The following is a 26,791-nucleotide window of genomic DNA, read 5'->3' as shown; positions in this document are numbered from 1 at the left end:
AGAGTTTAGTCCTGCTAAAGGGTGTCTTAGAATAATTCGTTGGTCAGTGCCAATCCAGAGGCTCAGTATCGCGCAAATTCCGCTCGCTCTACAAAACATGGCAGCGATTTCTACTCCATTGCTTGTAAGGCTTTAGCATGGCTATCAGTGTTTTTGATCTATTCAAAGTCGGCATCGGCCCGTCCAGCTCCCACACCGTCGGCCCGATGCGGGCGGCGGCGACCTTTGCCCAGGCACTGACAGACACACAGCTGCTCAGCCAGACCCGTCGCATCGAAGTGCGCTTATACGGCTCGCTGTCCGCCACCGGCGTCGGCCACGCGACCGACCGCGCCTGCGTGATGGGCCTGATGGGTGAATGGCCAGATCAGGTCGACCCAACCTCTATCAACGCCCGCATCCAGCAACTGCGCGAATCCGGCAGGCTGCCTCTGGCCGGCACTCATCACATCGCCTTCAACTGGCACACCGACCTTCTGCTGCTGGACGAAAGCCTGCCCTACCACCCCAACGCCATGTCCCTGCATGCCTACGGTGATAACGGGCTGTTGAGTGAGCAAACCTATTACTCGGTGGGCGGCGGTTTCATCATTGAAGCCGCCGAAGCCGAGTCGGGCATTGCGCCGACCAGCACTGTGCAATTGCCCTACGACTTTTCCAGCGCCGCTGAACTGCTGGTCTTGTGCAATAAGCACGGCCTGCGGGTTTCCGAGCTGATGATGGCCAATGAACGTGCCTGGCGCAGCGATGAAGCAATCCGCAGCGGCCTGCTGCATATCTGGTCGGTGATGCGCGAATGCGTGGAACAAGGCCTGCGCGATGAGGGCATCCTGCCTGGCGGCCTGGATGTGCCGCGCCGCGCCGCGAAATTGCACCGCAGCCTGCTGGAAATCGGCAAACCGAATGTCATCACCTCGACCTTGTCGGCCATGGAATGGGTCAACCTGTTCGCCCTCGCCGTCAACGAAGAAAACGCCGCCGGCGGGCGCATGGTCACCGCGCCGACCAATGGCGCGGCCGGGATCATCCCGGCGGTGCTGCACTACTACATGAAATTCAACCCCGACGCGTCCGACGACGATGTGGTCAATTTCTTCCTGGCCGCGGCTGCCGTCGGCATTTTGTGCAAGAAAAACGCCTCAATCTCGGGCGCCGAAGTCGGTTGCCAGGGTGAAGTCGGCTCGGCCTGCGCCATGGCTGCTGCCGGGCTGGCGGACATCCTCGGTGCCACGCCTGAGCAACTGGAAAACGCCGCCGAAATCGGCCTGGAACACAACCTCGGCCTGACCTGCGACCCGGTCGGTGGCCTGGTGCAGGTGCCGTGCATCGAGCGCAACGCCATCGCCGCCGTCAAGGCGATCAACGCCACGCAAATGGCCCTGCGCGGTGACGGCAAACACTTCATTTCCCTCGACCGGGTGATCCGCACCATGCGCGACACCGGCGCCGACATGCACGACAAATACAAAGAAACTTCACGGGGCGGCCTGGCGGTCAGCTGGGTGGAGTGCTGACGAGCACTGCTACCCGCCCCACACGTGAGCCCGCGCAAAAATAATAACGAGGCAATACCGATGACCGATGTACGTACACCTGCTGCCGACAATCCTGCTGCCGAAACGACCGCAACAACCGGCTGGACCAAGCACGACACCACCTGGATGCTGGGCCTCTACGGCACCGCCATCGGCGCAGGCACCCTGTTCCTGCCGATCAACGCCGGGGTCGGCGGCTTTTGGCCGCTGATCGTACTGGCGCTGCTGGCTTTCCCCATGACCTTCTTCGCTCACCGTGGGCTGACGCGCTTTGTGCTGTCGGGCACATCCGGTGACATTACCGAGGTGGTCGAAGAACACTTCGGCGTCGGCGCGGGCAAGCTAATCACCCTGCTCTACTTCTTCGCGATTTTCCCGATCCTGCTGGTGTACAGCGTCGCACTGACCAACACGCTGAGCAGCTTTATGGAACACCAACTGCACGTGGCGCCGCCGCCCCGCGCGATTCTTTCGCTGGTGCTGATTCTCGGCCTGATGGCAATTGTGCGTTGCGGCCAGGGCGTGATCGTCAAGGCCATGAGCGTGCTGGTCTACCCGTTCGTCGCGGCTCTGTTGTTGCTGGCGGTGAGCCTGGTGCCAAACTGGAACGGCGCCTTCTTCGCCTCCGCCAGCGAAGGCATGCCTCTGCCACTGTTCTTCAAAACCCTGTGGCTGGCGATCCCGGTGATGGTGTTCTCCTTCAACCACTCGCCGATCATTTCCGCCTTTGCCGTCGACCAGAAGCGCGTGTACGGCGCCGGAGCCGAGCGCAAAAGCAGCGGCATCCTCGCCACCGCCCACGGCATGATGGTGCTGACCGTCATGTTCTTCTGCTTCAGCTGCGTACTGGCGCTGTCACCGGCTGATCTGGCCGCGGCCAAGGCACAGAACATCTCGATCCTGTCGTACCTGGCCAACCACTTCCAGACGCCGGTGATCGCCTACGCTGCGCCGTTGATTGCCTTGGTGGCCATCACCAAATCCTTCCTCGGCCACTACATCGGCGCCAGCGAAGGCTTCCAGGGTTTGATCGTCAAATCCCTGCGCGGGCGTAACCGCAGCCTGTCGGCCAAATGGCTGGAACGCAGCACCGCGCTGTTCATGGTGCTGACCTGCTGGGCCGTGGCCACCTTCAACCCAAGCATTCTGGGGATGATCGAAACCATGGGCGGGCCGATCATCGCGTGCCTGCTGTTTTTGATGCCGATGTACGCCATCCACCGCGTACCCGCCCTGCGCCAGTATTCAGGGCAGGCGTCGAATGTGTTTGTGGTGGTAATCGGGCTGATTGCGCTGTCTGCGATCGTTTTCTCTGTGTTGCCCTGAAACAAAGCACAACACACACCCCCTGTGGGAGCGGGCTTGCCCGCGATAGCGGTCTGTCAGCCAGTTTTTAACCCGCTGACACACCGCAATCGCGGGCAAGCCCGCTCCCACATTGGATTTCAGCGTCTGGAAGGTTGCTGTACGGCACGGCCTTTGCTGTACAGCTTCTGAGGGAAACGGAATTTGGCCGGTGGTCAGGAGACGCGAACCAATCCCGACACCGGTCGTCAATGACTGCATGTTCTAATCAGGCGGTAACGCACTATGGACAATCCTTTTCAGATCATCACCGACACGTTCACGCCCACTTACCGTGTCAACTTAAGCATCCAGCGGCTGGATGGCAGCATCATGCTCACCCTCTCGAATGAGGCTGGCGTGGTGGCCAAACGCATGATCAGCGCCGAGCAACGCAACGATCCGCAACGGCTCAAACGCCTGGTGCAAAGCATTCAATTCGGCATTGCCATTGAGCAGGGTCACAGCGCCATGGAGATCCTGGCGGTGATGACCGACGGCGACAGCCACAAGCTCTTGCAGCCACCGCCTGCCCGCCCCCTGCCCTTCAGCGTCGGGCTTTAAAGTTCGCCTTTCTCGGTCTCCAGGCTTGCCTCGCCCTTGCGACGCGGGCCTTCGATTTTCACCGAAGGGAACGCCGACGAGGCGTAACGCACCACCAGAATCGAGAACGCCAGCAACAGAATGCCGCCGCACAGGTAGATGATGCCGATGTCCGGCGGGTTGTGGTGCGACACGTTGGAGATCAGCAAACGCGTCAGCGCGGTGATCGCCACGTAGATCAGAAAGCGCACCGGCATGTGGTTGGTCTTGAAGTAAATCCCGACCATTGCGCCCAATTCCAGGTAGATGAACAGCAGCAAGATGTCATCGATCTTGATGTGGCCGTTCTCCAGCATCCCCAGAAATTCCATCACCGCCGCCCACGCGGTCACTGCACCAATGGCGAATAGCGCCAGGTAGTGGAACGTCTCCACGAACAGATTGCCCAGCGACTCGGCCAGCCCATGGACTTTCTGGCGCAGCCTTTCGGCCCAATTGATTTTCACGATGATGCTTCCTTAGGTCGGCTCGACCGGATAGTGCGGGTTAGACGTGACGGTTGTTCTGCATGCAGAAAAAAGGCCAGGGAGTGAGAAATGAGATGATGGCCGCGCGACATGAGGCACAGTCGTTAGGGAAGCGCACTCCTGTGGCGAGGGCGCTTGCTCCCGCTGGGCTCAGGCCGCTGACTGCGTTTGAGGTGCTCCGCCGGCTATTTCTCGGCTACATTAAAAAGCTGCTACCCAAACCCCGTGGTTTGGCTTATCCTTTTCGCTGTATATAAATACAGTAGTCGCAAAAGACAACTATCGTGAAGGCATGTGAGGTGGTGAATGGCCGTCGAAGTGGTATACCGCAGCAGCCGAGATCTGGAGCGTTTGTTCATGGATAAAGCCGAAGCTGACCGTCATGACAAAATGCTTGAACTCGCAGAGTTGCTGGCAGAAGTGTTGCAAAAAGCCGTGCCGTCCCTGAGCGAGCAGCAGGTGGAAGAAGCCGGGATCTACATGGCGAAGAATCGCGATGTGTTTGCCAAGGCGTTCAAGAGCCAGCCGGACGCGTTGTCCGAGTTGCTCAACGCAGCGGCGGAATAAAGCCCGAATTGAACAGGCCCTGAGTCACTGACTCAGGGCCTTTTTAATGCCTGGGTTATTTGTAGAGCAGGCGCTCGGCCAACTCATTCGCCACCCGCGCAGGGGAGCGTTTTTCGGCTTGGGCGTGGGCGAAGATTTCCGTGAGGCGCGTGCCGATGTTCGCCAAGTGGGCGGTGATGCCCGGCAGTTCGGCTCCGCCGTGCTTGAGGGCGACGTAAATCAGGCCGCCGGAGTTGATGACGTAGTCCGGGGCGTAGAGGATGCCGCGCCCTTCCAACTGGTCGGCCACGTCGAGGTTGGTCAGTTGTGCGCTGGCAGAACCGGCGACGGCGGCGCAACGCAATTGGCCGACGCTGAGGCGGTTGAATACGGCCCCAAGGCCGCAAGGCGCAAGGATGTCGCAGGGGGTGCTGAGCAAGGCGTCGTTGGCGATGGGGTGCGCGCCGAGTTGCTCCATGGCCAGTTGCACCTTGCCGTGGTCAATGTCGCTGACCAGCAGTTCGGCGCCCGCCGCGTGCAGTTGTTCGGCCAGGGCGTAGCCAACATTGCCCAAGCCCTGTACCGCGACGCGCAAGCCTTCGAGGTTATCGCTGCCCAGGCGGGCCATGGCAGTGGTGCGGATGCCAGTGAACACGCCCATGGCGGTGTGCGCGGAAGGGTCGCCGGCGGCGGTGGTGCTGGTGACAAAACGGGTGTGTTGGGCGATGCAGTCCATGTCGGCGACCGACGTGCCGCTGTCGATCGCGGTGATGAAGCGTCCGTCGAGTTTCTCGATACAGCGGCCAAAGGCTTCAAACAACGCAGCGCGGCTTTCGACGTGTACCGGGCGGATGATCACTGCGGTGCCGCCGCCCACCGGCAGGCCAGCCAGGGCGGCTTTGTAGCTCATGCCTTGAGCCAGGCGCGCGGCGTCGGCCACGGCACTTTCATCGTCGGGGTAAGACAGGTAACGACACCCGCCCAAGGCAGGGCCCAGGCGGCTGTTGTGGATGGCTATGACCGCCTTCAGCCCGGTCACCGGGTCGATGCTCAGGTGCAGCGATTCAAGGCGGGTGCTGTGCATGAGAGCAAACATCGTCAAGCTCCCGAATCACTTCTGGTTGAGGCCCAAGTATAGGCTTGCGGCAGAAAAATGCCGGAGCACGCTGGAATAAGCCGCCCGGTTTTGCGGGCCCTGAGACATAAGCCGCTGGTATATCGCTTAAGGTGCTGGACGAATATTCCCAGCAAGGCTAAAACGGGGGCATACGCCGGAGAATGCAATGAATCCCCGCACAGCCTTTTTCGCCTGCCTTGAACGCTCGCCACCTGCGCTGTTTGAAGCCGCGCTGTGGATTGCCGCCGAACACGACGCCAGCGTGCAGCCATTGCTGATCCTGCAAGACTTGGTGGTGCTCCAGCAACAGGTCAGCGTTGGCATGCCCATGCTCCCGGCGGATGAACTCGGCCAACCGCTGCTGCGGCGCCTGAACGACCTGGGGTTCGCCCAGGATGACTTCACCCCTCTGCGCCCCGCCGCTGCCCTGCTCGACAAGGTGCTGCAGCGCAAACGCGGGCAACCGTTGGTCATGGGCCTGATTGCACTGGAGATGGCGCGTCGCCTGAACATCCCCATGGTGGGCGTGAACTTCCCCGGCCATTTCCTGCTGCGGGTGCCCGGTAACGATCACCTGCTTGACCCCTGCGGCGGTCGACGCCTGTATCCCAACGATTGCCGCGAACTGCTGCACCGTCAGTACGGGCCGAATCTCAAGTTGCACGCCGACCACCTGCTGACCGCCGAACCGCGCGCGATCCTGCAGCGGCTGTCGCGCAACCTGCGCCAGCTGCACCTTGCCAACGACGCCCCACTGGCCGCCTTGATCGACGCCGAGCGCGTGCTGGAGCTGGGCAATGGCAGCGCCGCCGACTACCTGGCACGCGCCAGCCTGTACCAACGCCTGGATTGCCCAAGCGCCGAGCGCTTCGACCTGGAACACGCTTTGTTGCTCAGCGAAGACCCGATCCAGCGCCTGCGCCTGACCGAGCGGCTGGGGCATCTGCCGCCCAACAGCGTTGTGCACTAAGGCTTGATGACGGGGTTTGTTGTGGCCGGGATTGCTATGGCATAGGGCCTTGTGTGGCGAGCGGGCCTGTTGTTGTGAGTGGGCCTATTGTGGCGAGCGGGCTTGTTGTGGCGAGCGGGCTTGTCGTGGCGAGCGGGCTTGTCGTGGCGAGCGGGCTTGCCCCGCGTTGGGCTGCGAAGCAGCCCCTGATACGGAAGAATGCGGTGTGTCAGGATGTACTGGGTGTTAGTTTTGGGGCTGCTCCGCAGCCCAACGCGGGGCAAGCCCGCTCGCCACAACAAGCTGGCTGGCCACGGTCTCCCGTTTGCCACTAACCCAACCAGACCTCAGTGATTCGCCGGGGCCTTAAGGATATCGCCCTGCAGCGGGCTCTTCGGCATTACCGTTCCCGGCGAACGCACTTGAATAATCAACAACGCCGCTATCACCGCCGGAATCGCGCAAAAGAAGAAAATCTGCTCCACCGGAATGTGCATTGCCAACAGCATGCTGCCAAACAGCGGCCCCAGGATTGAGCCAAATCGCCCCACGCCCAGCGCCCAGCCGGTTCCGGTAGCGCGCACGTGCGCCGGATAGAAGTTGCTGGCAAAGGCGTTGAGGGTCAGTTGCCCGCCGATGATGCAGAACCCGGCGGCAAATACGCAGGCCACCAGATAACGGGGGTTGTCGTGGTTCAGGCCCAGCAGAATGGTGCACACGGCAGCCGCCGCCAACACGCCGGACAGCAACCGCACCTTGCTTTTCAGGCGGTCGGCGAACCAGGCCATGCCGATGGCGCCCAGCGTGCCGGCGAACAGGAACATCGAGGTCACCAGGTTGGCTTCTTTCAATGCCAGGCCACTTTCCAGCAATAGCGACGGCAACCAGCTGATCATGAAATACAGCAGGATCAGGCTGACAAAAAAGGTCGCCCAAAGCAGCAGGGTCGCACGTGCATAGCCGTGACGGAACAGCTCCACAACCGTCAGTTTGCTGCCTTGCTCCCTCCGGTTTTCCGCCTCACTCGCCAGCGGCGGTTGCCAGTCGGGCAACATGCGCGAGGTGACCTTGCGTAACCGCACATACGGCGGCGCATCTCGTAACAACCGTGGCAAGGATTCCGGCAGCAGCCACACCAGGAAGGGGAACAGCAGCAACGGCGTCACACCGCCCGCCAGAAATACCGCCTGCCAGCCGTAACCCTCGATAAACCCTGCGGCCACAAACCCACCTGCCGCACCGCCGAACGAAAAGCCGCACGCCGCCAGGGTCACCATCAAGGTGCGCATGCGCGGCGGCGAATATTCCGACATCAACGCCATGGCGCTGGGCATCGCGCCGCCCATGCCAACGCCGCAGATAAACCGCGCGGCCATCAGCGTGGTCAGTGAATTGGCAAACACCATCAGCACGGTGAGGCTGGCGTAGATCAGCACACAGCCGAACAGGATTCGTCGCACACCAAAGCGATCCGCCAGCGGCGTTACCAGCAGCGAACCCAACGTCAGCCCCAGCAGGTTGGCGCTGAAGACCGGGCCGAATGCGGCTTTTTCCAGGCCCCAATCCTTGGCCAATGCAGGCACTACATAGCCGAGCACCTGGGCGTCGTAGCCGTCGGTGACCAGCAGCAATGCCAGCAACAGAAGAATCAACCACTGATAGCGCGACACCGGACGGGCGTCGAGTGCCGCACGAAAGCTGGCAATCTGATTGTGCATCGCAAGGTACCTTTATTATTTTTATTCGGGTGAATCCGGTGGGAGCTGGCTTGCCTGCGACAGGATCACCTCGATATACCTGATGTACCGAGGTGACTGGATCGCAGGCAAGCCAGCTCCCACATTGATTTAGGGGGTGTCAGGTTGGTTGGCAGGGTGTGCCTGAATGAACGCCGGATGCTGCGCTGCCAGCGCGGCTACGCGCCCAATGCGCGGGTACGCCGTCAGCGGTACCTTGAAGCGCTCCGCCGCATACAGCTGCGCAATCAAAAACGTATCCGCCAACCCCGGCTGCTCGCCGAAACAAAACCCTGCGTCCCCAATCAACTGCTCCACTGCGCCCAATCCCTGGCTGATCCAGTGCCCGATCCACTCCAGCAATTGCGCCTCGTCATGCCCCCATTGGCGCAGCAGGTTCTGGGTGCTGGAGTTGTGCAGAGGATGAATGTCGCAACCGATGATCGCGGCCACCGCACGCTCATGCGCGCGAATCGTCAGGTCCCTGGAAAGCAACGGCACCTGTGGATAACGTTCGTCCAGGTACTCAATGATCGCGGGCGATTGAATCAGCAACTTGCCCTCGTCGGTGCGCAACGCCGGCACTCGCCCTTGCGGGTTGATTGCCAAATACTCGGGCTGGCGATTGGCGCCTCCCGGCGGCGCCAGCAGGTTGACCGGCAGCGCGGTAAAATCCAAACCCTTGAGCGCCAGGGCGATACGCACCCGGTACGACGCGGTAGAACGGTAGTAGGTATAGAGTTCCATCGCCCTGCCCTCTTAGCGCGCCGCGACCACGGTGCCACGGCATTCGCCGAAGCCGATGGAGGCAAACCCTTCACGGTTGCAACGGGCGCGCAGGATGATTTCATCGCCGTCTTCGAGAAACTTGCGCACTTCGCCTGAGGCCAGTTCAATCGGCTTTTTACCGCCTTCGGTGATTTCCAGCAGGCTGCCGAACTGCCCCGGCTGCGGGCCGGACAAAGTGCCCGAACCGAACAGGTCACCGGCCTGCAACTGGCAGCCGTTAACGCTGTGGTGCGCAACCATTTGCGCCACGGTCCAGTACATGTGCTGGGTGTTGCTCAGTGTCAGGCGATGGGCCGGCAGGTTTTGCTCACGCATCGAGGCGGTGGTCAGCAGCACTTCCAGTTCGATATCAAAACCACCCGCAGCCTGATCACGTTTATCCAGCAGGTACGGCAACGGCTGCGGGTCGCCTTCCGGGCGTGCCGGTTGCGCTTGGCGGAACGGCTCCAGGGCCTCGGCCGTTACCACCCACGGCGAAATGCTGGTGATAAAACTTTTCGACAAAAACGGCCCCAGCGGCTGGTATTCCCAGGCCTGGATATCCCGCGCCGACCAGTCATTGAGCAGGCAGAAACCGGCGATGTGCTCAGCCGCGTCACCAATGGCAATCGAGTCGCCCATGGCATTGCCTTGGCCAATCCAGATCCCCAGCTCCAACTCGTAATCCAGGCGTGCGCACGGGCCGAAAGTCGGCTCGGTTTGCCCGGCTGGCAGGGTCTGGCCTTTAGGGCGGCGCACTTCGGTGCCCGACGGGCGAATGGTCGACGCGCGACCGTGATAACCGATCGGCACGTACTTGTAGTTCGGCAGCAAGGGGTTATCCGGACGGAACAGTTTGCCGACGTTCTGCGCGTGCTCAATGCCGACATAGAAGTCGGTGTAGTCGCTGATTTTCGCCGGCAAGTGCATCTGGCAATCTACCGCGCGGTGCAGCACCTGCGCTTCACGGGTGTGCAGCTTGCTGCCTTCGGCGAGCAGCTCCAGCAAGCGCTCGCGCAAGGCCACACGCGGGCCGCGGCCGAGTTCGAAAAAGGCGTTCAACTGGCCGCCCGCGGTGGCTTCAACAGCGCGGCGCGCTTCGCCTTCGAACTCGTCCAGCGCCGCGTGCAGGTCGAGGATCGCGTCGCCAATCGCTACACCACTGCGCGGCGCCGAGCCGTTGATGCTGAACACACCCAGCGGCAAGTTTTGCAGGGGGAAATCGGCGTGACCGTTGGCGGAGGCCACCCAGCTGCGGGTAGGTGTTGGCTGAGTCATGGGTTATCTCCGATTCGGGTTGAAGGTGGCGGGCAGCGAGGCCCAGCAAGCGTCGTAAGTGTTTTGCAGTTGCGGGCACTGGAGGGCGAACTGTGTGGGACGCAGCACTTGGCTGGTCTCGAACATGAAGGCCATGGTGTTATCGATCTTGTGCGGCGCCAGGTCCACGGCTATCGCCTTGGTGCAGGTTTCACCGTCCGGGCCGTGGGCGCTCATGCAGCTGTGCAGCGAGGCGCCGCCGGGCAGGAAGCCTTCGGCCTTGGCGTCGTAGGCGCCCCTGATCAGGCCCATGTATTCGTTCATCAGGTTGCGATGGAACCACGGCGGACGGAAGGTGTTCTCGGCCACCATCCAGCGCGGCGGGAAAATCACGAAGTCGAGGTTGGCCAGGCCGTGCACGCTGGTGGGCGAGGTCAATACGGTGAAGATCGACGGGTCCGGGTGATCGAAGCTCACCGTGCCGATGGTATTGAAGCGACGCAGGTCGTATTTGTACGGCACGTTATTGCCATGCCAGGCGACCACGTTGAGGGGCGAGTGGTCGAGTTCGCAGGCCCACAGTTCACCCAGGAATTTCTGCACCAGCGTTGTCGGTTGTTTCAGGTCTTCGTAACGGGCAACCGGCGTGAGGAAGTCGCGTGGGTTGGCCAGGCCGTTGCTGCCGATAGGCCCCAGGTCCGGCAGGCGCAGCGGTGCGCCATGGTTCTCGGCGACGTAGCCGCGCGCCTGGCCATCAAGCAGCTCAACGCGAAATTTCAGGCCACGAGGCAGCACTGCGATTTCCAGTGGTTCAACGTCCAGCACACCCAATTCGGTGGCGATGCGCAGGCGGCCGTTCTCGGGAACGATCAACAGTTCGCCGTCGGCATTGAAGAACACGCGGTCCATCGACTGATTCGCGCGGTAGTTATAGATGCTGATACCTGAGGGAGTTTCCGACCCGCTGTTGGCAACCATGCCTACCAGCCCGTCGATAAAATCGGTCGGCTCGCTAGGCGTGTCCAAAGGGTTCCAGCGCAGACGGTTGGGCGTCACGGCGCCCAACGGCCCGCCGGCCAACTGCCGTTCCAGTTTGACGAATGCCGGGTGGTTGGCCGACGGCTGAATGCGGTACAGCCACGTGCGACGGGCTTCGCTGCGCACCATGGTGAAGGCCGTGCCGGAGAAGAGTTCGGTGTAGAGGCCGTAGGGGGCTTTTTGCGGGGAGTTCTGGCCAACGGGCAGCGCGCCGGGCAAGGCTTCGCTGGCGAATTCATTGCCGAAGCCCGACAGGTATTCGAGGTGCATGGATCATCCTCTTGACGGAAGTTGTTTTTATCGTAATCCAGTTACGCATAACGTAATTTGATCACTGCTGACCGTCAAGCTATAAAGACGCCCATTCATCTCTCGGATTCTCGCCCTTCCATGGAAAAGCCCCGCGACACCGGTAAACAGAAAGTCCGCTCGGCCGAAGTAGGCACCGACATTCTCAAAGCCCTCGCCGAACTGGCGCCGGCAACGTCGCTGTCGCGCCTGGCCGAGCACGTGCAGATGCCAGCGAGCAAAGTGCACCGCTATCTGCAGGCGTTGATTGCCTCAGGCTTTGCCGAACAGAACACCGCCACTAACCACTACGGCCTTGGCCGCGAAGCCTTGCGCGTGGGCCTGGCTGCGCTCGGCAGCATGGATGTGCTGAAAGTCGGCGCGATGCCCCTGGCAGAGCTGCGCGATGAGTTGAATGAAACCTGTTTTCTGGCGGTGTGGGGCAATCAGGGCGCAACAGTTGTGCAGATTGAACCGGCGGTGCGCGCCATCACCGTCGTGACCCAGTTGGGTTCAGTGTTGCCGCTGCTCAGCTCGTCCACCGGGCTGGTGTTCAGCGCTTATTTGCCGTCGCGCGAAACCGTGGAATTGCGTGAGCGTGAGGTTCAGGCCGGCACTGCCCACGCCTTGGCGGACGACACCGCGTACGCCAGCGCCTGTGAACAAATCCGCAGCCGTGGCCTGCACTTTGTGCATGGTTTGCTGATGCCCGGCGTGGATGCGTTGTCGGCACCGGTCTTCAACGCGGTCGGGCAGGTGGCGGCGGTGATGACCGTGGTCGGCCCCACCTCGCTGTTTCATGCCGATGAAGATGGCCCGGCGGCGCAGCGTTTGCTGGCGGCGACCCGGGCCGTGAGTTGGCGCATGGGTTACCAGCCCTGAATCAACCGCCCCAGCGTGACAGCGCCACTGCCACGCGGTTTTCCACGCCTTTGACGTGTTCGCCCGAGACCACATAGTTATTGGTGATCATCGAGAACACCAACCGGCGCCCGTGGGCATCAGTGATGTAGCCGCTCAGGGACGATACGCCGCCCATCGAACCGGTCTTGGCATGCAGGTTGTTCTGCGCGGGCGTTTCGCGCAGGCGATAACGCAGGCTGCCGCCGGTCATGCGGTCGGGGTTGCCGGCAATCGGCAGCGCGTTGTACCAAGCGTTGAACCACGGCTGTTTGCTCGCGGCCAGCAACAGGTCGGTGACGGTTTGCGACGACACCAGGTTAAGCCGCGACAAGCCCGAACCGTCGACCTGATTCAGCGCCGCCGTATCCAGCCCCTGACGCTTGAGAAACCCGGCCACCGCCACCACACCCGCCGCCGCCGTGCCGCTGTTGGACGCTTTGCGCCCCATGGCCTTGAGCAAGGCTTCGGACATGTTGTTGTTTGACAGCTTGAGCAGCGGCGTAATCAGCTCCTGCAACGGCGCCGATTGATGCTCGGCCAGCACAGTAACGGCCGCTGGCGTTGCGCCGCCGATCAGGCGACGGCCGGACACGCTGATGCCCTGCTGCGCCAACGCTTGCTCAAACAGGTTGGCAACCAACTGCGTCGGCTCCCACACGCTGACCAATTGCTTGCTTTGCTTGCCCGGTGCCACGGCGCCGCTGAGCTGCAACAGGTTGGTGCCGTGGCGGCGGTTGATCCCGTAGGTATTGCCCGGCCCGCTGATGGCGCGGTTGCTCAATTGCAGGTAATCGGTGGGCGGGAAAATCTCGACACTCACCGGCTGACCACCGCGCATCGGCGCCCTGGCCGTGACCAGCACGGTGCCTGCGTCAAAGTCGGTATTGGGCGCCACGGTCAGCGCCGAGATCTGCGCGCCGTAGTAGGTGCTTTCGTCGTCCTGGGACCAATCGACGCCCAGCCGCTCGGCATCAAACCAGGTGTCGTCGAACACAAGGTCGCCCTGCACTTGGCGGATACCCTGGCTGGCGAGTTGCGCCGCGAGTGCCTGGTAATCGGCGAACTGAAGGGTCGGGTCACCCAGGCCGCGCAGGTAGAGGTTACCGGTCAGGCGGTCGCCCTGGCGTATGCCGTTGCTCAGCAGTTGCGTGGCGAAACGGTATTGCGGCCCCAGCACGTCCATCGCCGCCGCCGTGGTCAGCAGTTTGAGATTGGAGGCAGGCACCAGCCGCGTGCGCGGGTTGTGTTGATAGAGCGTGTTGCCGCTGCGGGCGTCGCGCACTGTGAGGGACACCGTGGCGCCGTGCAGTGCAGGGTCGGCCAGCAATTGGTCCAGAGAGGTTGAGGTCGGTGAAACACTCGCACAGCCTCCCAGTAAAAAACTCAAGCCCACCAGCATCGCGCTGGTGTGTATCCATCTACCCAATTGCATCAGTACCGTTTTCCGCAAAGCCTTTAGTGGCGGCAACGCTACCAGCTCGGCTCACTTGTGGCGAGCGGGCTTGTCCCGCGTTGGGTTGCGCAGCAGCCCCAAAACCAGGCAGTGCGGTGTGCCTGGAGAAATGCGGTGGCTTTAAAAGGGGCCGCTTCGCGCCCCAACGCGGGGCAAGCCCGCTCGCCACAACAAGCCCACTCACCACAACAGGCCGGCTCAACACAACAGGCCCACTCACCTCAGCGAGCTCACCACAGGGTTAGAACGTGAGGGTACTGGACACCGACACCTGCCGCGCATCGCCAATCGACACAAACTGCGTGTTCACCGATGAGGTGTAGTACGTGCGATCAAACAGGTTCTTCACGTTGAGCTGAAACTTGACCTTCTGCCCTTCGACCTTGGTGTCATAGCTGGCGAATGCATCGGCCACGGTGTAGCCCGGCAGTTCGAAGCTGTTGGCGGCGTCCCCTGCCCGCTCGCCGACATAGCGTGCACCCGCGCCGACACGCAGTTGGTCGCCGCCCAGGATGCTGCCGAAGTCATATACGGCCGACAACGAGCCGGTGTTTTTCGCGACGTTCTGCAGGCGGTTACCCTTGAAGTCCGGGTCTTCGGTGACCTCGGCGTCGGTGTAGGCATAACTGCCGATCAGGCTCCACTGGTCAGTCAACTGGCCGCTGGCGTCGAGTTCCAAACCACGGGATCGCACTTTGCCCGCGACGCTGTACACCGAGGTCAGGCCATCGCCGACCTGCACCAGCACATTGCGTTTTTCGATGTTGAACAGCGCCGCGCTCGCGGTGATGCGCCCCGGCAGGTCGAACTTGGTACCCAATTCCCAGGCCTTGGATTGTTCCGGCTCCAGGCTGCCATCCAGCACGCTTTTGTTGGCCAGCGGCGCGATGGTGGAGTTGGGTTTGAACGACTCGGTGTAGCTGCCGTAGAACGACAACTCATCGGTGTAGCGGTACACCAGGCCCGCGCGCGGCACCCACTTCTGGCCGTTGCCATCGGTGTTGGCGGTGAACGGCACGCCTTTGCCGGCGTATTGGTCGTACATCTGATAGCGCGCGCCGCCCACCAGAATCCACTGGTCGGTCAGGTGAATGGCGTCCTGGAAGAACAGCGAGTCGCTGCGCAGTTGGTCCATCTGGTTGCTGTCCGGTGCGCTGACGGTGGTGCCCGCCACTTCGTTGCCGTACACCGGGTTGTTGTAGTTGAAGGTGCCACGCGGCGCCTGGCGGATGAGGTCGGCGCGGTAGATTTTGCGGTACTCATCGTCCAGGCCGAACACCAGGTCATGCCTCATGCCGGCCACGTTGACCTTGCCTTCCAGGCTGGTGGTGGCAAAGCGGTCGGTGGTCAGCGCACCTTGCGTGCCGTCCATGCTGCGGGTCAGGGTGCCGTTGGCGTTGACCTTGGCCACGCGCACCTGGCTGGCGTCGTAGGTTTCGCGGTTCCAGCTGTAGCCGAAATGCGCTTTCCAGTCGTCGTTCAAATCGTGATCGACTTCCAGGCGGTACAGGTCGGAGCGGCCTTCCATGTTGTTGAACGGCTCGTCCAGGCGACGCGTCGCCGGGATGTTCAGCGGGTGGTTGGTCTTCGGGTCAATAGCAGTGCCACGGTCAAACGGCGAGAGGAATTCGCGGTGTTCATAGGCGAACACGACCTGGGTGGTGTCGCCGTACCAGGCCAGGGACGGCGCCACCAGCGTCTCGCGGTGGGTGCCGTAGTTGCGCCAGTAATCTTCGTCTTCATGGTCGACGATCAAGCGATAGGCCAGGCCGCTGTCACCAATGGGGCCGGTGGTATCGAGGTTGCCGCCGCTGCCGTTCTTGCCGTCGCCGAAGGTCGAGCCGCGCGCGGTCAAGGACGTGGACTGCACCAGTTCAGGCTTTTTGCTGACGATATTGACCACGCCGCCCGGGTCCTGAATGCCATACAGCAACGACGATGGGCCCTTGAGCACCTCGACACGTTCGGCGGTGGAGTTCAGCGCGCGGCCCTGCACCACGGGCATGCCGTCCTGCATGATCGAGCCGTTACGGTTGTCGCCAAAGCCGCGCAGCATCACCGCGTCCTGCGTGCTGCCAAGGGTGTTGGCCTGGGTAATGCCGCTGACATTGCCCAGGGCGTCGTCCAGGTTGCGCGGTTGTTGGTCGCGCAGCACCTGGGCGGGCACCACGTTGACGGTTTGCGGGGTTTCCAGCAGCAAGCCGTGGGAGCGCATCACCGAGCTGGTGGGCGGTGGCTGGTAACTGGTGCTGTCCTGAACAGAGCTGGCGCCGCTGATGGTGGTGGCGCCGAGGTTGACTGCGCCGTCGGTGGGCACCGGCTCCAGGGCCAGCGTGTGAGCGTCGACCTGGCGGAAGGTAAAGCCCGAGTTGCCGAGCAAGCGTTGCAGGGCCTGGGTGGCGCTCATCTGCCCGCTCACCGCTGGGGCACTGAGGCCGTAGGGCGCTTCGTCGGTGTAGATCACGCTGATGCCGGTGACGCGGCTGAAATCGCTCAAGGCCTGGGGCAGCGGTTTGGCTGCCAGGGCAAAGGTAAACCGGGCGCTTTGCTGCTCCTGCGCCTGCGCGATGCCCAGGGGCAGCAACGCTAACCCCGATACCGCCAATACCGAGGCTCCCAGCCACTGTTTAACCCAACCGCCCGCCGTCGACTTCATGCTGTGAGAACCCGTGTAGAAAACGCTGTTAATGCGAATAGATCGCAGTTTCAAGCACTACACGGTTGGGCGGTGGATTTACCTCACCTCTTTTTGAAAATAATCTGTTTATTGCGCCTGCAGGCGGAACCCGAAACGCGGGAAATGCACGTGGACGATGCCACCGCGTTCGTCTGTGCGGCGCAGAATCAGCTCTTCACGCCCGGCAAAGAGCAACTCGCCGGCGATCGGATCGACGCCGTAGTCCGTTGCCGCAATGGTCACCTGTTGGCCAGCCTTGAAGCCGTTGGGGTCAACAAAGACTTCGTCCGGCAACGGCGCGGGCGTGGCGTTGCGGGCAATTTCCAGCGCCTGCTCGGCAGTCATGTCGCTGGCGGTGCCATGCCCAAAGCCCAGCACCCGACCCAGCCAGGCCACGACCGCCGGGTACTCATCCACCAACGGCGCAGTAACCGGCGTGGCCTTGAGAAACCACATTACGTGGGCCAGGGCAAAGTCGGCAATCGAGGCTTCGCCAAACAGGAAGTCGCCCGACTCGTGCTGCAACTGCTGCTCCAAACGCAGCATGATCGCTGGCCATTGATGCCGCGCCAGCTCGGGCGGAATCTTGTTCGCCGTGCCGCCGCTGAAGAGCGCCACGCGGTCAGCGACAAACGCCTTCAACACGTCCGGCGGCAATCTGGCAAAACGCACGGCCACCGATTCCGGCTGGAACACCAGGCTCACGGCATGGTGAAACACCACGCTGTCGGCCCAGGCCGCGAAGGCTTGGGTGGTGAATTCCTGCCCACGCGGAAAGAGCGCTGGTGCGGCTTTTTCCTGCTCCAGGCGACGGGCGATCAGGGCGGTGTCGCAGTAGATATCCGCGCCAACCTGCAACACCGGCGTCTTGCGATAGCCGCCGGTGAGTGCCGTGAGGTCAGGTTTTGGCAGCATCGGCGGAACAGGCACGGAGCGCCAGGACAGGCCTTTGAAGCCCAGCAGCAAGCGGGCTTTTTCAGCAAAGGGAGATTGCGGGTAATGGTGGAGGATCAACTCAGACATGCCAGGCTCCGCTAAACAAATGAGCCGCTAGCTTAGCGCGAGACACCGTGAATAGGCGTGATGAGCACCTATCAGTCAGCGTGATTCACCGCTCGCTGCCAGGCACTCCTTGGCGCTCTTCTTCAACTTCTTGATCAACCGCTCCTGGCGCAGCGCATCACCTTTGCTCGCGCATTGCTCGGTGTACACCAACGCTACCGCCGGGCTCGACAGAAAAAACCGCGCGCCCTTGCCGCTTTGATGCGAGGCAAAGCGGCGCTGCGGGTCATTGCTGATGCCGCAATACAGCGAGCCGTTAGCGGCGCGCACCAGGTAGACAAACCAGGGTTTGGGTTCAGGCGTGGTCACGGGTAAATTCGGCACAGCAAAGGGGCACCAATCTTATCAACGACTGGCCTGAAATGCCTTCAAGCCTTTGAGTGCCTGCACGCGCACGGCGTTTTTCAACGCGGGCGACCAGCCCAGCAACAGGCCCTTGATACCCAGCGCCTGGCGGGACCAGCGCCACAGGTCAAAGTGGTCGTGGTGCTCGCTGATCTTGCCGTCGCGAAACACAAACCGCGCGCCAATGTCGTTGACCACTGTATTGCCGGTGGCGCTGAACAGGTACGTCGCTACCCAATGGGCGCTGCCGGTAGTTTCGTCACTGCGCACATGGTCGAACGTCAGGGAAAAGTCTTTGGCGCGAGTGGTGAGCATGCGCCACATGTCGCCGGCGTCACGGCCGCGCAGCTCACCAAAAGCCGGGTCGCTGAACACCACGTCGTCGGTGTAACAGGCGGCCATGGCTTCGGCGTCGAGGCGTTGGAACGCCTGGTAAAAACTCGTGATCAGGGCGTTGTGGGCATCACTCATAAGCAGGCTCCGCAGTTCATTGTTATCAGGGCTGCACGATAGTCTGCGGACGCCGGGAAGGCCATGACCATTTGCCCTGTAAATGAGCAGGATGCGCGTACTAGGCATACGTCCTTCGGCGCTTATGATGCCTGGTCATTGTCAGACCAGGCCTTCAGCCGTAATGCGTTCAGCTCCAGCGTCTGAAAACAATCACGCGCCGAACTTTAAACACTGCCTGAACATTGTCATTAGTTGCCTTTAATATCCGAGCAAGATCCGACGAAACTTGCTGAAAAGTTTAAGGCACCATACCCGCGTCACGCGCGTAATTGAACAAATCAACATCTGTGGAAATACACAACCGATGCATCGCTGTACTCTTCTGTTTACTAATAGTAGAAATACTTCGATTAACCCGTGCAGCAATCTGGGTGACCGTCATTCCGCTCGCCAACATGCGCACTACTTCCTGTTCCTTACCCGACAACTTGGGCGCTTGAGTGGGCCGCGCCAGGCAGGCCTGGTCCAGTTGCACGCGCAGGCACTCACTGACAAAAGTGCGCCCCTGCGTCACCGACATCAATGCTTTGGGTAGCTCCCTGGCAGACGCGCTTTTGGCAATGACACCCTTGGCACCGTGGCCAAAGGCGGCTCTCAGGGTCGCGACATTGGCAAACATGGTCACCAGGATCACAGGCAAGTCAGGGTACCTGCGGTTCAACAAGCCCAATAACCCACAGCCGTCGGCCTGTTGATTTCCGGGCATCGCGAAATCCGTAACGATCACGTCGCAAGGGATTCGATCGACCAGATCAAGCAGTTGATCGGGGCCATCTGCCTCGCCGACTACTTTGTATTTACCACTCGCCTCGATCACCACTCTTTGGCCCACACGAACGATAGGGTGATCGTCAGCAATAATGACGCGGATCATCGACTTTTCCATGATGGCAATTTGAGACCGCGAACATAGCGCGATAGTCTTTTAGCAACAATAGGAAATAATTAGCCACTTTCCGTTCCGCCCCGTGTTTAAAGAGCCCACCACAAACTCCCACACAACAAAGAGAAAAGACATACGGAAACGTACTACGCACAAATGTATAAATTCCTTCACCAACTCTACAGCTGAGCCAAGTAATCAAGATACAAGTTGATGTCCTCGCGCAACTGATTCAAGGCGGTTTGGTTCAGTTCGACCCCGGATAAATGCACGGCATTGATCAGCTTGATCGCCTCGTCTTCCAGACCGCTCTCACCCAAAAAGGCGACACTGCCTACCAAACGGTGCAAAGACTGCGTGGTCAGGCTGGCGTCCAGGCACGCTTGGGCACCCGTCAACACGGCAAGGTCCGCGTGGGCCTCCTGAAGCAGGCTGAGCAGCATCGGCTCGACCACCTCCCACGTGCCGAACGTCTCGATCAGGCTCGCTCGGCTGGGAATGGGAATGTTGCGCACACGCGCTGAGCCCGTGGGCTTGTCGGCAGGCGGTGCGGCTTGCGAAGGGTTCAACCAGCAACGCAGCACCTCGTCCAACTGCGCGAGACCAAGGGGTTTGGTCAGCCAACCATTCATTCCGCACGCCTCACATTGCCGGATGTCCTCCGGCCCCAGGCCTGCGGTCAGCGCCAGCACAATGATTCCCGCACGCCCCTCAGCCCTCTCGCGTCGGCGCAGTTCACGGGTCATGGCAAAACCGTCCATCACCGGCATTCGACAGTCAGTGATCACCAGGTCGAAGCGGTCAGCGTCCAGCGCGTGCAATGCCTGCTGGCCGTTGTCACAACACCGATAGGCCACACCGAGCTTTTCCAGCATGGCCCCCAGCAGCAAACGGTAGGTGCGATGGTCATCCACCACGAGCACTTGAGCGTGAGACCAGTGAGCCAACGTGGCCGAGTCAGAAGCCGCCTGCCGCGAACCTCGGTCTGCAGAGTTGCCCGCCATAGCGCCCTCATCGAGAGCGACCAACTCGCCCGGCCTGCCTGCCGCAGCGGGACATCGAACCGTTTCGAACTGTTCGCAGCAACATGATTACCGGAACCCGATTAACAGATTGCGGAAATCAACCCGCGCGAAAACATAGCCGAATGTTTATGGCGCAGCGATACAACAACTACGACAACGATGACCAAACTGTGATTTTTTAATCAACACGCCCGGCGCTTCATTGCCACCCTGACATAAGGGAAAGTTGCATCCCCGGGTTTCATCCCGGCGATAAATTCTCTCCCGTTATCCCGGTCGCTGCGCGTGCCCAAAACAACGCTATAACACCGGGCAACTTCACCGTACGCGTCTGCCCCACACACCCTTTCACAGCAAGACCTGCTGAAAGAATAGACGCTGAGGCGCTCATCGACGGCTCCGTCGCCCTGACCGTGGAATACCGGTGCCGCATTCAAAGCACCTGATCCAGGCCTATGAACGCTTGACGCTCTCGCTGGTGACACCCACGTAGGCCGCGCGGCCTGCGCCCAGCCCCGCAACAATTGCGCCCAGGCCGATCACGCCAAATACCCAGCCCGTGGCGCCCCAGCCACCGGTCCAGTCATGCAGCACGCCGACGGCCAGCGGGCCCAACGAAGCCAAGGTGTAGCCGATGCCCTGGGCCATGCCTGACAGGTTGGCTGCCACGTGAGCATCGCGCGAACGCAAGACGATCAGGGTTAACGCCAAACTGAACGTGCCACCCTGCCCCAATCCCAGCAGAATCGCCCAGCCCCACAGCCCCTCAAGCGGCGCATACAAACAGCCGAACAGCCCACCCAGTGTCAACACCATCACCACCACAATGGCCAGGCGCTGGTCCTTGCCACGGGTCGCCAGCCAAGGCGCGGTCAGGGCGCTGAGCAGTTGCACGATGATCGAACCCGACAACGCCAACCCGGCTTCGGTGGCGCTCAGGCCACGGCTGATCAGGATCGATGGCACCCAGCCAAACACGATGTAGGCGAGCGACGACTGCAAGCCCATGTACACCGTCACCTGCCAGGCCAGCGGGTCGCGCAGCAAGCCCTTCACCCGATAGGCAACTTGATGCGCGCCGTGCTTTTGCCGAACCTGCGGCAACCAGCACAGCGCCGCCACTAACGCGGGCAAAATCCAGAAGCCCAGGCCGATGTTCCAACTGTTGTCGAAGTAATGACTCAACGGCACTGTAGCGCCCGCCGCCAATGCCGCGCCCAGGCACAGTGCCATGGTATAGACGCCGGTCATGGTGCCGGCCTGTTTAGCGAAATCGCGCTTGACGATGCCGGGCAACAACACCCCGATAATGCCGATGCTCGCGCCAGCGATCAGGCTGCCGGCGAACAACCCGACCTCACCCAAAGCACTGCGCAGGATGAGGCCGCCGGCCAGCGTCAGCAGAATGCCCAACACCACGCGCTCGGCGCCAAAACGCCGCGCCAGCATCGGCGCCAGCGGCGCGAACAAGCCCAGGCACAGCACTGGCAAGGTGGTCAGCAAACCGGCCTTGGCGGCCGACAACCCCAAACTGACGGACACCTCGCTCAGCAACGGCGACATGCTCGACAGCGCCGGGCGCAGGTTCAACGCCACCAGAATCAAGCCGAGCAGCAACAGCCACGGGCGACTGACGACGGGTTGGCTGTGTTGCACCACTTCGTCGTCCGCCTCGGCGTCGATCAACAGTTCTTCAAGCGTGTTTTCAGGGTTCATTGATCAACTGCCGGCAGAGGGATTTGGCGCGTTCCGGGTCTTGGCGTTCGACGGCTTCGAGCAGGGCGATATGCAGGTCGAACACCGCCTGGCGACGCGGCGAAATGTTCAGGGTCTGGCGCAGCTGGGCGCCGACGATGGCGGAGAAGTAGTGGTACAGCTCACTCAACGCCGGGTTGTGTGCCGCGTTGACCATGCGCTGATGAAACACCAGGTCGGCGCTGATATAGGCCTCCAAATCACCGTGATACAGCTCGGCACTGGCGTTGAGCGCCGCGCGCAAACCGTTCAGGTCTTCATCGGTTCGGCGCACGGCCGCCAGGCCAATCGCTTCCACTTCGAGTATTTGCCGCGTCTCCTGCGCCTGGCTGATCGTGCAATGCGATAACGCGCGCATCGTCCCCAGCGGGTCGGTCATGGAGCGCAGGTAACTGCCATCGCCCTGGCGAATGTCAATCAACCCGGAAAACGCCAGCACGCGCATGGCCTCGCGCACAGTGTTGCGGCTGATGCCCAACTCGGCAGACAACTCGGGCTCGGTGGGCAGGCGTTCGCCAATGGCCCATACACCTTTGCTGATGCGCAAGCGCAGTTGCTCAAGGGCCTGATCGACCAGGGAGCGTTTGATCAAGGGGGCGATGTCTGTCATGGGTTTTGCACTTTCGTCCAATCATAGGATGAATTTTCCTACAGCCTATTCGTAGCTGCCTACAAAGGCAACGGGCTAGGGTTCTGAGGCAACAAAAGGAGCAGTATTTTCGATTGGTAAAATTACCCTCAGAGGGTAATTATTGGACTCGGGTTTGGCAGGACGTGTACCACACGCACGCAAAAGACAGGGAGATTTACATCAAGGTCACTTACTCCCCGGACGGTGACCCTCCGGTGATCTCCTTCAAGGAGAAAAACCTATGAAGGTTAAAAATTGCTACATCTGCGGCGCGCCCAATGGGCTGATGTATTTCGAAGGCCGTAGCGAAACCATCAGCGTTAAAGGCATGGAGCGTCGCGTCGACAATCTCTCAGGCTGGGAATGCACGGAGTGCGGCGACGGCTTCTGGGACCCAAACAACGACAGTACAGACCGCTACGACGCAGCAATGGACGAGTTGGTCCTCGCGGCTCGGCAAATGATCGGCGCCGAGATCAAACGCACCCGCCGCAAACTGCACCTTACCCAAAAAGAAGCAGTGGAGTTGCTCTCAGGTGGCGGCCACAACGCATTCTCCCGCTACGAACGCGGCGAGCTTCTTGCCCCCAAACCCTTGGTGGTGCTGATGCGTTTATTGGATCGTCACCCGCATTTGCTGGCTGACGCAAAAGCGTTGGCCGAAGGTGCGGACATGCGCGGCGCCTTTACCTACACGGTGCACCACGACGCTGGAGCACTTAAAGCGTCCTAGCCCCAAACAATAAACCCGGCACAAGGCCGGGTTTATTGTTTCAACCATCGATCAATGCAAAATCTGGCTCAAGAACATCTTGGTCCGGTCATTCTGCGGGTTGTCGAAGAAGTCATTTGGCGCCGCCTGCTCAACGATTTCGCCTTTGTCCATGAAGATCACGCGATTGGCCACGGTGCGGGCAAAGCCCATTTCGTGGGTCACGCACAACATGGTCATGCCGTCTTCCGCGAGGCCGATCATGGTGTCGAGTACTTCCTTGACCATTTCCGGATCGAGTGCCGACGTCGGTTCATCGAACAGCATGATTTTCGGCTTCATGCACAGGGCACGGGCAATCGCCACACGCTGTTGCTGGCCGCCGGACAGTTGCCCCGGAAACTTGTGGGCCTGCTCCGGAATGCGCACACGCTCAAGGTAGTGCATGGCAATTTCTTCGGCCTTGCGCTTGGGCATCTTGCGTACCCACATCGGGGCCAGCGTGCAGTTTTGCAGGATGGTCAGGTGCGGGAACAGGTTGAAATGCTGAAACACCATGCCGACTTCACGGCGGATCGCTTCGATCTGCTTGAGGTCGTTCGTCAGCTCAACACCATCGACCACGATGCGGCCTTGCTGGTGCTCTTCCAGACGGTTGAGGCAGCGGATGGTGGTGGACTTGCCCGAACCCGACGGGCCGCACAGCACGATACGCTCGCCCTGCTTGACGTTGAGGTTGATGTCTTTCAACACGTGGAACTGGCCGTACCACTTGTTGACGCCCTGCATCTGGATAATGCCTTCAGGGCTCACAGGCTGTTTGATCGCTTCGCTCATAACATCAACTCCTAACGCTTGTGGCCTGTGTCGAGCTTGTGTTCCAAATGAATGGAATAGCGCGACATACCAAAACAGAAAATCCAGAACACCAGGGCCGCGAACACGTAGCCTTCAGTGGCCATGCCCAGCCATTTCGGGTCGGCGGCAGCTTGTTTGACGCTGTTGAGCAGGTCGAACAGACCGATGATGATCACCAGGCTCGTGTCCTTGAACAGCGCAATAAACGTGTTGACGATGCCCGGGATCACCAGCTTCAGGGCTTGCGGCAGAATCACCAGGCCCATGCTGCGCCAGTAACCCAAGCCCATCGCCGCAGCCGCTTCGTACTGACCTTTGGGAATCGCCTGCAAGCCACCGCGCACCACTTCAGCCACGTAGGCCGACTGGAACAGGATCACGCCGATCAAGGCCCGCAGCAGTTTGTCGATGCCCATGCCTTCGGGCAGGAACAACGGCAGCATGACCGAAGACATGAACAGCACGGTGATCAACGGCACGCCGCGCCAGAATTCGATGAAGGTCACACAGACCACACGAATCGCCGGCATGTTCGAACGCCGTCCCAGCGCCAGCACGATGCCCAACGGCAAGGCGCCGGCGATACCGACCGTGGCGATCACCAGGGTCAGCATCAGGCCGCCCCACTGGCTGGTCGCCACATTGGTCAGGCCGAACACCCCGCCGTGCAGCAGGCAATAGGCAATGATCGGGTACAGCACCAGGAAGCTCAGGCCGTAGACCGCCTTGCGTTGAAAACGCGAGATGAACAACGGCGCCACGCCAACGATGGCCAGCCACACAGTCAGGTCCACACGCCAGCGCAGGTCGCCGGGGTAGTAGCCGTACATGAACTGCCCGAAGCGCTGTTGGATAAACACCCAGCAGGCGCCCTCTTTGGTGCAGTCGGCACGCGTGGTGCCGACCCAGTTGGCGTCCAGAATTGCCCAGTGCAGAATCGGCGGCACGATCAGGTAGATCAGGTAAAACGCCAGAAACGTCAGCAGGGTGTTGAGCCAACTGGAGAACAGGTTGGCGCGCATCCAGGCCATCGGCCCGAACACTTTGTTCGGCGGCGGCATATCAGGTTTGAAAGTATGCGTACTCATGCGTGTTTCCTCACCGCTCGATCAGCGCAATGCGCTTGTTGTACCAGTTCATCAGCAGCGAAATGCTGATGCTGATCGCCAGGTACACGCTCATGGTGATAGCAATCACTTCGATGGCCTGGCCGGTCTGGTTGAGCACCGTGCCGGCAAACAGCGAAACCATTTCCGGGTAACCGATACCGGCGGCCAGTGACGAGTTTTTCGCCAGGTTCAGGTACTGGCTGGTCAGCGGCGGAATGATCACCCGCAGGGCTTGCGGAATGATGACCTTGCGCAGCGTCGGCCCAGGGCGCAGGCCCAGGGAGCGCGCGGCTTCGGTCTGGCCGTGGCTGACGGACTTGATGCCCGACCGCACGATCTCGGCAATAAACGCTGCCGTGTAGACCGTAAGCGCCAGGGTCAGCGCCAGCAGTTCAGGGATCAGTACCCAGCCGCCGACAAAGTTGAAACCTGCAAGCTTTGGCATTTCCCAGTGCAGCGGTGCGCCGAAGATCAGCGCGCACAGCGCCGGGATCACGATGAGCAACGCCAGCCCGGTCCAGAACTTGTGGAACGGTACGCCCGTCGCTTCGAAGCGTTTATTGGCCCAGCGCGTCATCAGCACAATCGCGATGATCGCCACCACCACACTGACCACGAATGGCCAGAACCCGTCAGCGGCAATCGCTGCCGGCATGTTCAGGCCACGGCTGCTGACAAAGAAGGTGTCGCCAAAGTTGTGGCTGTTGCGCGGCCCCGGCATGGTCAGGAACACCGCGAAGTACCAGAACAGGATTTGCAGCAGCGGCGGAATGTTGCGGAATACTTCCACATACACGGTCGCCAGCTTGTTGATCATCCAGTTCGGCGACAGCCGTGCCACGCCGATGATGAAACCGAGCAAGGTCGCCAGGACCACGCCGATTACCGTCACCAGCAAGGTGTTGAGCAGACCGATGACAAAGACCCGGGCATAGCTGTCCGATTCTGTGTAGTCGATCAGGTGTTGAGCGATGCCGAAGCCGGCACTGCGCTCAAGAAAGTCGAAACCCGAAGTAATGCCCCGGTGTTGCAGGTTGGTCTGGGTATTGTTGAAGAGGTACCAGCCCAGCGAGACCACCGCCACAATCGTGATGATTTGGAAGAGCCACGCACGCACTTTGGGATCGCTGAAGCTGAGCTTCTGCTTTGGTGCGCCGATTTGATTTTGCATGAAGTGCCCCGGGAAAAATGGAACAGAACATCACCCGGCGGTTGGC

Annotated in this window: 25 protein-coding genes and 1 pseudogene; 8 read left to right on the top strand and 18 right to left on the bottom strand. The window is 61.0% G+C overall.

Features of this window, described 5'->3' with window-relative positions; translation table 11 throughout:
* Positions 1 to 137 precede the first annotated feature (137 nt).
* The 3 genes from ACP7A2_RS01120 (at position 138) to ACP7A2_RS01110 (ending at position 3,443) form a co-directional block, all read left to right on the top strand.
* On the top strand, positions 138 to 1,514 hold the full coding sequence (locus ACP7A2_RS01120) for an L-serine ammonia-lyase (RefSeq protein WP_426132734.1): 1,377 nt from the start codon (positions 138 to 140) through the stop codon (positions 1,512 to 1,514).
* A gap of 60 nt (positions 1,515 to 1,574) precedes the next feature.
* Positions 1,575 to 2,861, top strand: a complete 1,287-nt coding sequence (locus ACP7A2_RS01115; protein ID WP_426132733.1) for a serine/threonine transporter — start codon at positions 1,575 to 1,577, stop codon at positions 2,859 to 2,861.
* 264 nt (positions 2,862 to 3,125) lie between these two features.
* Entirely contained in the window at positions 3,126 to 3,443 is a 318-nt protein-coding gene (locus ACP7A2_RS01110; protein ID WP_426132732.1) for a DUF3509 domain-containing protein, read from the top strand.
* On the opposite strand, the gene ACP7A2_RS01105 is transcribed toward ACP7A2_RS01110, so the two are convergent.
* The gene (locus tag ACP7A2_RS01105) at positions 3,440 to 3,928 is read right to left on the bottom strand and encodes a phosphate-starvation-inducible protein PsiE (RefSeq protein ID WP_426132731.1); all 489 of its coding nucleotides are present in this window, start codon (positions 3,926 to 3,928) and stop codon (positions 3,440 to 3,442) included. The two genes, ACP7A2_RS01110 and ACP7A2_RS01105, sit on opposite strands and share 4 nt — an antisense overlap.
* Before the next feature lie 327 nt (positions 3,929 to 4,255).
* Here ACP7A2_RS01105 and ACP7A2_RS01100 point away from each other — a divergent pair, with 327 nt between their 5' ends.
* The gene (locus ACP7A2_RS01100; RefSeq protein ID WP_003171979.1) at positions 4,256 to 4,516 is read left to right on the top strand and encodes a YebG family protein; all 261 of its coding nucleotides are present in this window, start codon (positions 4,256 to 4,258) and stop codon (positions 4,514 to 4,516) included.
* A gap of 55 nt (positions 4,517 to 4,571) precedes the next feature.
* Here ACP7A2_RS01100 and ACP7A2_RS01095 read toward each other — a convergent pair whose 3' ends face one another.
* Positions 4,572 to 5,591 carry a Leu/Phe/Val dehydrogenase gene (locus tag ACP7A2_RS01095; RefSeq protein ID WP_375069859.1) on the bottom strand — a complete coding sequence of 340 codons (1,020 nt, stop codon included), beginning with the start codon at positions 5,589 to 5,591 and terminating at the stop codon, positions 4,572 to 4,574.
* Between the two features lie 187 nt (positions 5,592 to 5,778).
* On the opposite strand from ACP7A2_RS01095, the gene ACP7A2_RS01090 reads away from it, so the two are divergent.
* The gene (locus tag ACP7A2_RS01090; RefSeq protein ID WP_426132730.1) at positions 5,779 to 6,582 is read left to right on the top strand and encodes a SirB1 family protein; all 804 of its coding nucleotides are present in this window, start codon (positions 5,779 to 5,781) and stop codon (positions 6,580 to 6,582) included.
* Positions 6,583 to 6,908: 326 nt separating this feature from the next.
* Here ACP7A2_RS01090 and ACP7A2_RS01085 read toward each other — a convergent pair whose 3' ends face one another.
* The 4 genes from ACP7A2_RS01085 to hmgA form a co-directional block, all read right to left on the bottom strand.
* Positions 6,909 to 8,279, bottom strand: coding sequence for an MFS transporter (locus ACP7A2_RS01085; protein ID WP_426132729.1), 1,371 nt, complete (start codon positions 8,277 to 8,279; stop codon positions 6,909 to 6,911).
* Between the two features lie 129 nt (positions 8,280 to 8,408).
* Positions 8,409 to 9,044: a maleylacetoacetate isomerase gene (maiA, locus tag ACP7A2_RS01080; protein ID WP_426132728.1), complete on the bottom strand. Its 636-nt coding sequence runs from the start codon at positions 9,042 to 9,044 to the stop codon at positions 8,409 to 8,411.
* A 12-nt stretch (positions 9,045 to 9,056) separates the two neighbouring features.
* On the bottom strand, positions 9,057 to 10,343 hold the full coding sequence (gene fahA, locus ACP7A2_RS01075) for a fumarylacetoacetase (protein ID WP_426132727.1): 1,287 nt from the start codon (positions 10,341 to 10,343) through the stop codon (positions 9,057 to 9,059).
* A 3-nt stretch (positions 10,344 to 10,346) separates the two neighbouring features.
* On the bottom strand, positions 10,347 to 11,630 hold the full coding sequence (gene hmgA, locus ACP7A2_RS01070) for a homogentisate 1,2-dioxygenase (RefSeq protein ID WP_426132726.1): 1,284 nt from the start codon (positions 11,628 to 11,630) through the stop codon (positions 10,347 to 10,349).
* A gap of 120 nt (positions 11,631 to 11,750) precedes the next feature.
* On the opposite strand from hmgA, the gene ACP7A2_RS01065 reads away from it, so the two are divergent.
* Complete coding sequence (locus ACP7A2_RS01065; RefSeq protein WP_426132725.1) at positions 11,751 to 12,530, top strand: IclR family transcriptional regulator; 780 nt, start codon at positions 11,751 to 11,753, stop codon at positions 12,528 to 12,530.
* Between the two features lies 1 nt (position 12,531).
* Here ACP7A2_RS01065 and dacB read toward each other — a convergent pair whose 3' ends face one another.
* From dacB to ACP7A2_RS01020, 9 genes are all read right to left on the bottom strand, one after another.
* The gene (dacB, locus tag ACP7A2_RS01060) at positions 12,532 to 13,983 is read right to left on the bottom strand and encodes a D-alanyl-D-alanine carboxypeptidase/D-alanyl-D-alanine endopeptidase (RefSeq protein ID WP_426132724.1); all 1,452 of its coding nucleotides are present in this window, start codon (positions 13,981 to 13,983) and stop codon (positions 12,532 to 12,534) included.
* Between the two features lie 262 nt (positions 13,984 to 14,245).
* Positions 14,246 to 16,660, bottom strand: coding sequence for a TonB-dependent siderophore receptor (locus ACP7A2_RS01055; RefSeq protein ID WP_426132723.1), 2,415 nt, complete (start codon positions 16,658 to 16,660; stop codon positions 14,246 to 14,248).
* A 108-nt stretch (positions 16,661 to 16,768) separates the two neighbouring features.
* Positions 16,769 to 17,704 (bottom strand): glutathione S-transferase family protein, encoded by a 936-nt coding sequence (locus tag ACP7A2_RS01050; protein WP_426132722.1) that lies wholly within the window; start codon positions 17,702 to 17,704, stop codon positions 16,769 to 16,771.
* A gap of 75 nt (positions 17,705 to 17,779) precedes the next feature.
* Entirely contained in the window at positions 17,780 to 18,052 is a 273-nt protein-coding gene (locus tag ACP7A2_RS01045) for a GIY-YIG nuclease family protein (RefSeq protein ID WP_348057963.1), read from the bottom strand.
* Between the two features lie 36 nt (positions 18,053 to 18,088).
* Positions 18,089 to 18,559, bottom strand: coding sequence for a nuclear transport factor 2 family protein (locus ACP7A2_RS01040; RefSeq protein WP_348057965.1), 471 nt, complete (start codon positions 18,557 to 18,559; stop codon positions 18,089 to 18,091).
* Between the two features lie 280 nt (positions 18,560 to 18,839).
* Positions 18,840 to 19,475 carry a response regulator gene (locus ACP7A2_RS01035; protein WP_426132721.1) on the bottom strand — a complete coding sequence of 212 codons (636 nt, stop codon included), beginning with the start codon at positions 19,473 to 19,475 and terminating at the stop codon, positions 18,840 to 18,842.
* Between the two features lie 188 nt (positions 19,476 to 19,663).
* A complete protein-coding gene (locus ACP7A2_RS01030) occupies positions 19,664 to 20,488 on the bottom strand; it encodes a response regulator (protein ID WP_426132720.1) in 825 nt (274 codons plus the stop codon).
* Positions 20,489 to 20,962: 474 nt separating this feature from the next.
* Positions 20,963 to 22,225, bottom strand: a complete 1,263-nt coding sequence (locus ACP7A2_RS01025) for a CynX/NimT family MFS transporter (RefSeq protein WP_426132719.1) — start codon at positions 22,223 to 22,225, stop codon at positions 20,963 to 20,965.
* Positions 22,215 to 22,874 (bottom strand): FadR/GntR family transcriptional regulator, encoded by a 660-nt coding sequence (locus tag ACP7A2_RS01020; RefSeq protein WP_426132718.1) that lies wholly within the window; start codon positions 22,872 to 22,874, stop codon positions 22,215 to 22,217. The genes ACP7A2_RS01025 and ACP7A2_RS01020 overlap by 11 nt, the downstream gene beginning before the upstream one ends.
* 149 nt (positions 22,875 to 23,023) lie before the next feature.
* Here ACP7A2_RS01020 and ACP7A2_RS01015 point away from each other — a divergent pair.
* Together ACP7A2_RS01015 and ACP7A2_RS01010 are read left to right on the top strand one after the other, a co-directional pair.
* A pseudogene (locus tag ACP7A2_RS01015) lies at positions 23,024 to 23,140 on the top strand (type II toxin-antitoxin system MqsR family toxin); the annotation flags it as partial.
* Positions 23,137 to 23,628, top strand: a complete 492-nt coding sequence (locus ACP7A2_RS01010; protein ID WP_426132717.1) for a type II toxin-antitoxin system MqsA family antitoxin — start codon at positions 23,137 to 23,139, stop codon at positions 23,626 to 23,628. The pseudogene ACP7A2_RS01015 and the gene ACP7A2_RS01010, both read left to right, overlap by 4 nt.
* Before the next feature lie 51 nt (positions 23,629 to 23,679).
* Here ACP7A2_RS01010 and ACP7A2_RS01005 read toward each other — a convergent pair whose 3' ends face one another.
* Genes ACP7A2_RS01005 through ACP7A2_RS00995 form a run of 3 tightly spaced genes read right to left on the bottom strand, consistent with a single transcriptional unit; the run spans position 23,680 to position 26,745 of the window.
* Positions 23,680 to 24,444 (bottom strand): amino acid ABC transporter ATP-binding protein, encoded by a 765-nt coding sequence (locus tag ACP7A2_RS01005; protein ID WP_375069883.1) that lies wholly within the window; start codon positions 24,442 to 24,444, stop codon positions 23,680 to 23,682.
* 11 nt (positions 24,445 to 24,455) lie between these two features.
* Positions 24,456 to 25,553 (bottom strand): amino acid ABC transporter permease, encoded by a 1,098-nt coding sequence (locus ACP7A2_RS01000; protein WP_375069884.1) that lies wholly within the window; start codon positions 25,551 to 25,553, stop codon positions 24,456 to 24,458.
* A 10-nt stretch (positions 25,554 to 25,563) separates the two neighbouring features.
* Entirely contained in the window at positions 25,564 to 26,745 is a 1,182-nt protein-coding gene (locus ACP7A2_RS00995; protein ID WP_426132716.1) for an amino acid ABC transporter permease, read from the bottom strand.
* Positions 26,746 to 26,791: the final 46 nt, after the last annotated feature.

The organism is Pseudomonas sp. PWP3-1b2 (assembly GCF_049896045.1).
In the GTDB taxonomy this organism is placed as follows: domain Bacteria; phylum Pseudomonadota; class Gammaproteobacteria; order Pseudomonadales; family Pseudomonadaceae; genus Aquipseudomonas; species Aquipseudomonas antarctica_B.
The sequence above is the reverse complement of the archived record's forward strand: the minus strand, read 5'-3'. Positions and strand labels throughout refer to the sequence as shown.

Excerpts from the sequence above, each read along its gene's own strand:
- ACP7A2_RS01120 (WP_426132734.1), top strand. The coding sequence starts at position 138 with ATGGCTATCAGTGTTTTTGATCTATTCAAAGTCGGCATCGGCCCGTCC.
- ACP7A2_RS01115 (WP_426132733.1), top strand. The coding sequence starts at position 1,575 with ATGACCGATGTACGTACACCTGCTGCCGACAATCCTGCTGCCGAAACG.
- ACP7A2_RS01110 (WP_426132732.1), top strand. The coding sequence starts at position 3,126 with ATGGACAATCCTTTTCAGATCATCACCGACACGTTCACGCCCACTTAC.
- ACP7A2_RS01100 (WP_003171979.1), top strand. The coding sequence starts at position 4,256 with ATGGCCGTCGAAGTGGTATACCGCAGCAGCCGAGATCTGGAGCGTTTG.
- ACP7A2_RS01095 (WP_375069859.1), bottom strand. The coding sequence starts at position 5,591 with ATGTTTGCTCTCATGCACAGCACCCGCCTTGAATCGCTGCACCTGAGC.
- ACP7A2_RS01090 (WP_426132730.1), top strand. The coding sequence starts at position 5,779 with ATGAATCCCCGCACAGCCTTTTTCGCCTGCCTTGAACGCTCGCCACCT.
- ACP7A2_RS01085 (WP_426132729.1), bottom strand. The coding sequence starts at position 8,279 with ATGCACAATCAGATTGCCAGCTTTCGTGCGGCACTCGACGCCCGTCCG.
- maiA (WP_426132728.1), bottom strand. The coding sequence starts at position 9,044 with ATGGAACTCTATACCTACTACCGTTCTACCGCGTCGTACCGGGTGCGT.
- fahA (WP_426132727.1), bottom strand. The coding sequence starts at position 10,343 with ATGACTCAGCCAACACCTACCCGCAGCTGGGTGGCCTCCGCCAACGGT.
- hmgA (WP_426132726.1), bottom strand. The coding sequence starts at position 11,630 with ATGCACCTCGAATACCTGTCGGGCTTCGGCAATGAATTCGCCAGCGAA.
- ACP7A2_RS01065 (WP_426132725.1), top strand. The coding sequence starts at position 11,751 with ATGGAAAAGCCCCGCGACACCGGTAAACAGAAAGTCCGCTCGGCCGAA.
- dacB (WP_426132724.1), bottom strand. The coding sequence starts at position 13,983 with ATGCAATTGGGTAGATGGATACACACCAGCGCGATGCTGGTGGGCTTG.
- ACP7A2_RS01055 (WP_426132723.1), bottom strand. The coding sequence starts at position 16,660 with ATGAAGTCGACGGCGGGCGGTTGGGTTAAACAGTGGCTGGGAGCCTCG.
- ACP7A2_RS01050 (WP_426132722.1), bottom strand. The coding sequence starts at position 17,704 with ATGTCTGAGTTGATCCTCCACCATTACCCGCAATCTCCCTTTGCTGAA.
- ACP7A2_RS01040 (WP_348057965.1), bottom strand. The coding sequence starts at position 18,559 with ATGAGTGATGCCCACAACGCCCTGATCACGAGTTTTTACCAGGCGTTC.
- ACP7A2_RS01035 (WP_426132721.1), bottom strand. The coding sequence starts at position 19,475 with ATGATCCGCGTCATTATTGCTGACGATCACCCTATCGTTCGTGTGGGC.
- ACP7A2_RS01030 (WP_426132720.1), bottom strand. The coding sequence starts at position 20,488 with ATGGCGGGCAACTCTGCAGACCGAGGTTCGCGGCAGGCGGCTTCTGAC.
- ACP7A2_RS01025 (WP_426132719.1), bottom strand. The coding sequence starts at position 22,225 with ATGAACCCTGAAAACACGCTTGAAGAACTGTTGATCGACGCCGAGGCG.
- ACP7A2_RS01020 (WP_426132718.1), bottom strand. The coding sequence starts at position 22,874 with ATGACAGACATCGCCCCCTTGATCAAACGCTCCCTGGTCGATCAGGCC.
- ACP7A2_RS01010 (WP_426132717.1), top strand. The coding sequence starts at position 23,137 with ATGAAGGTTAAAAATTGCTACATCTGCGGCGCGCCCAATGGGCTGATG.
- ACP7A2_RS01005 (WP_375069883.1), bottom strand. The coding sequence starts at position 24,444 with ATGAGCGAAGCGATCAAACAGCCTGTGAGCCCTGAAGGCATTATCCAG.
- ACP7A2_RS01000 (WP_375069884.1), bottom strand. The coding sequence starts at position 25,553 with ATGAGTACGCATACTTTCAAACCTGATATGCCGCCGCCGAACAAAGTG.
- ACP7A2_RS00995 (WP_426132716.1), bottom strand. The coding sequence starts at position 26,745 with ATGCAAAATCAAATCGGCGCACCAAAGCAGAAGCTCAGCTTCAGCGAT.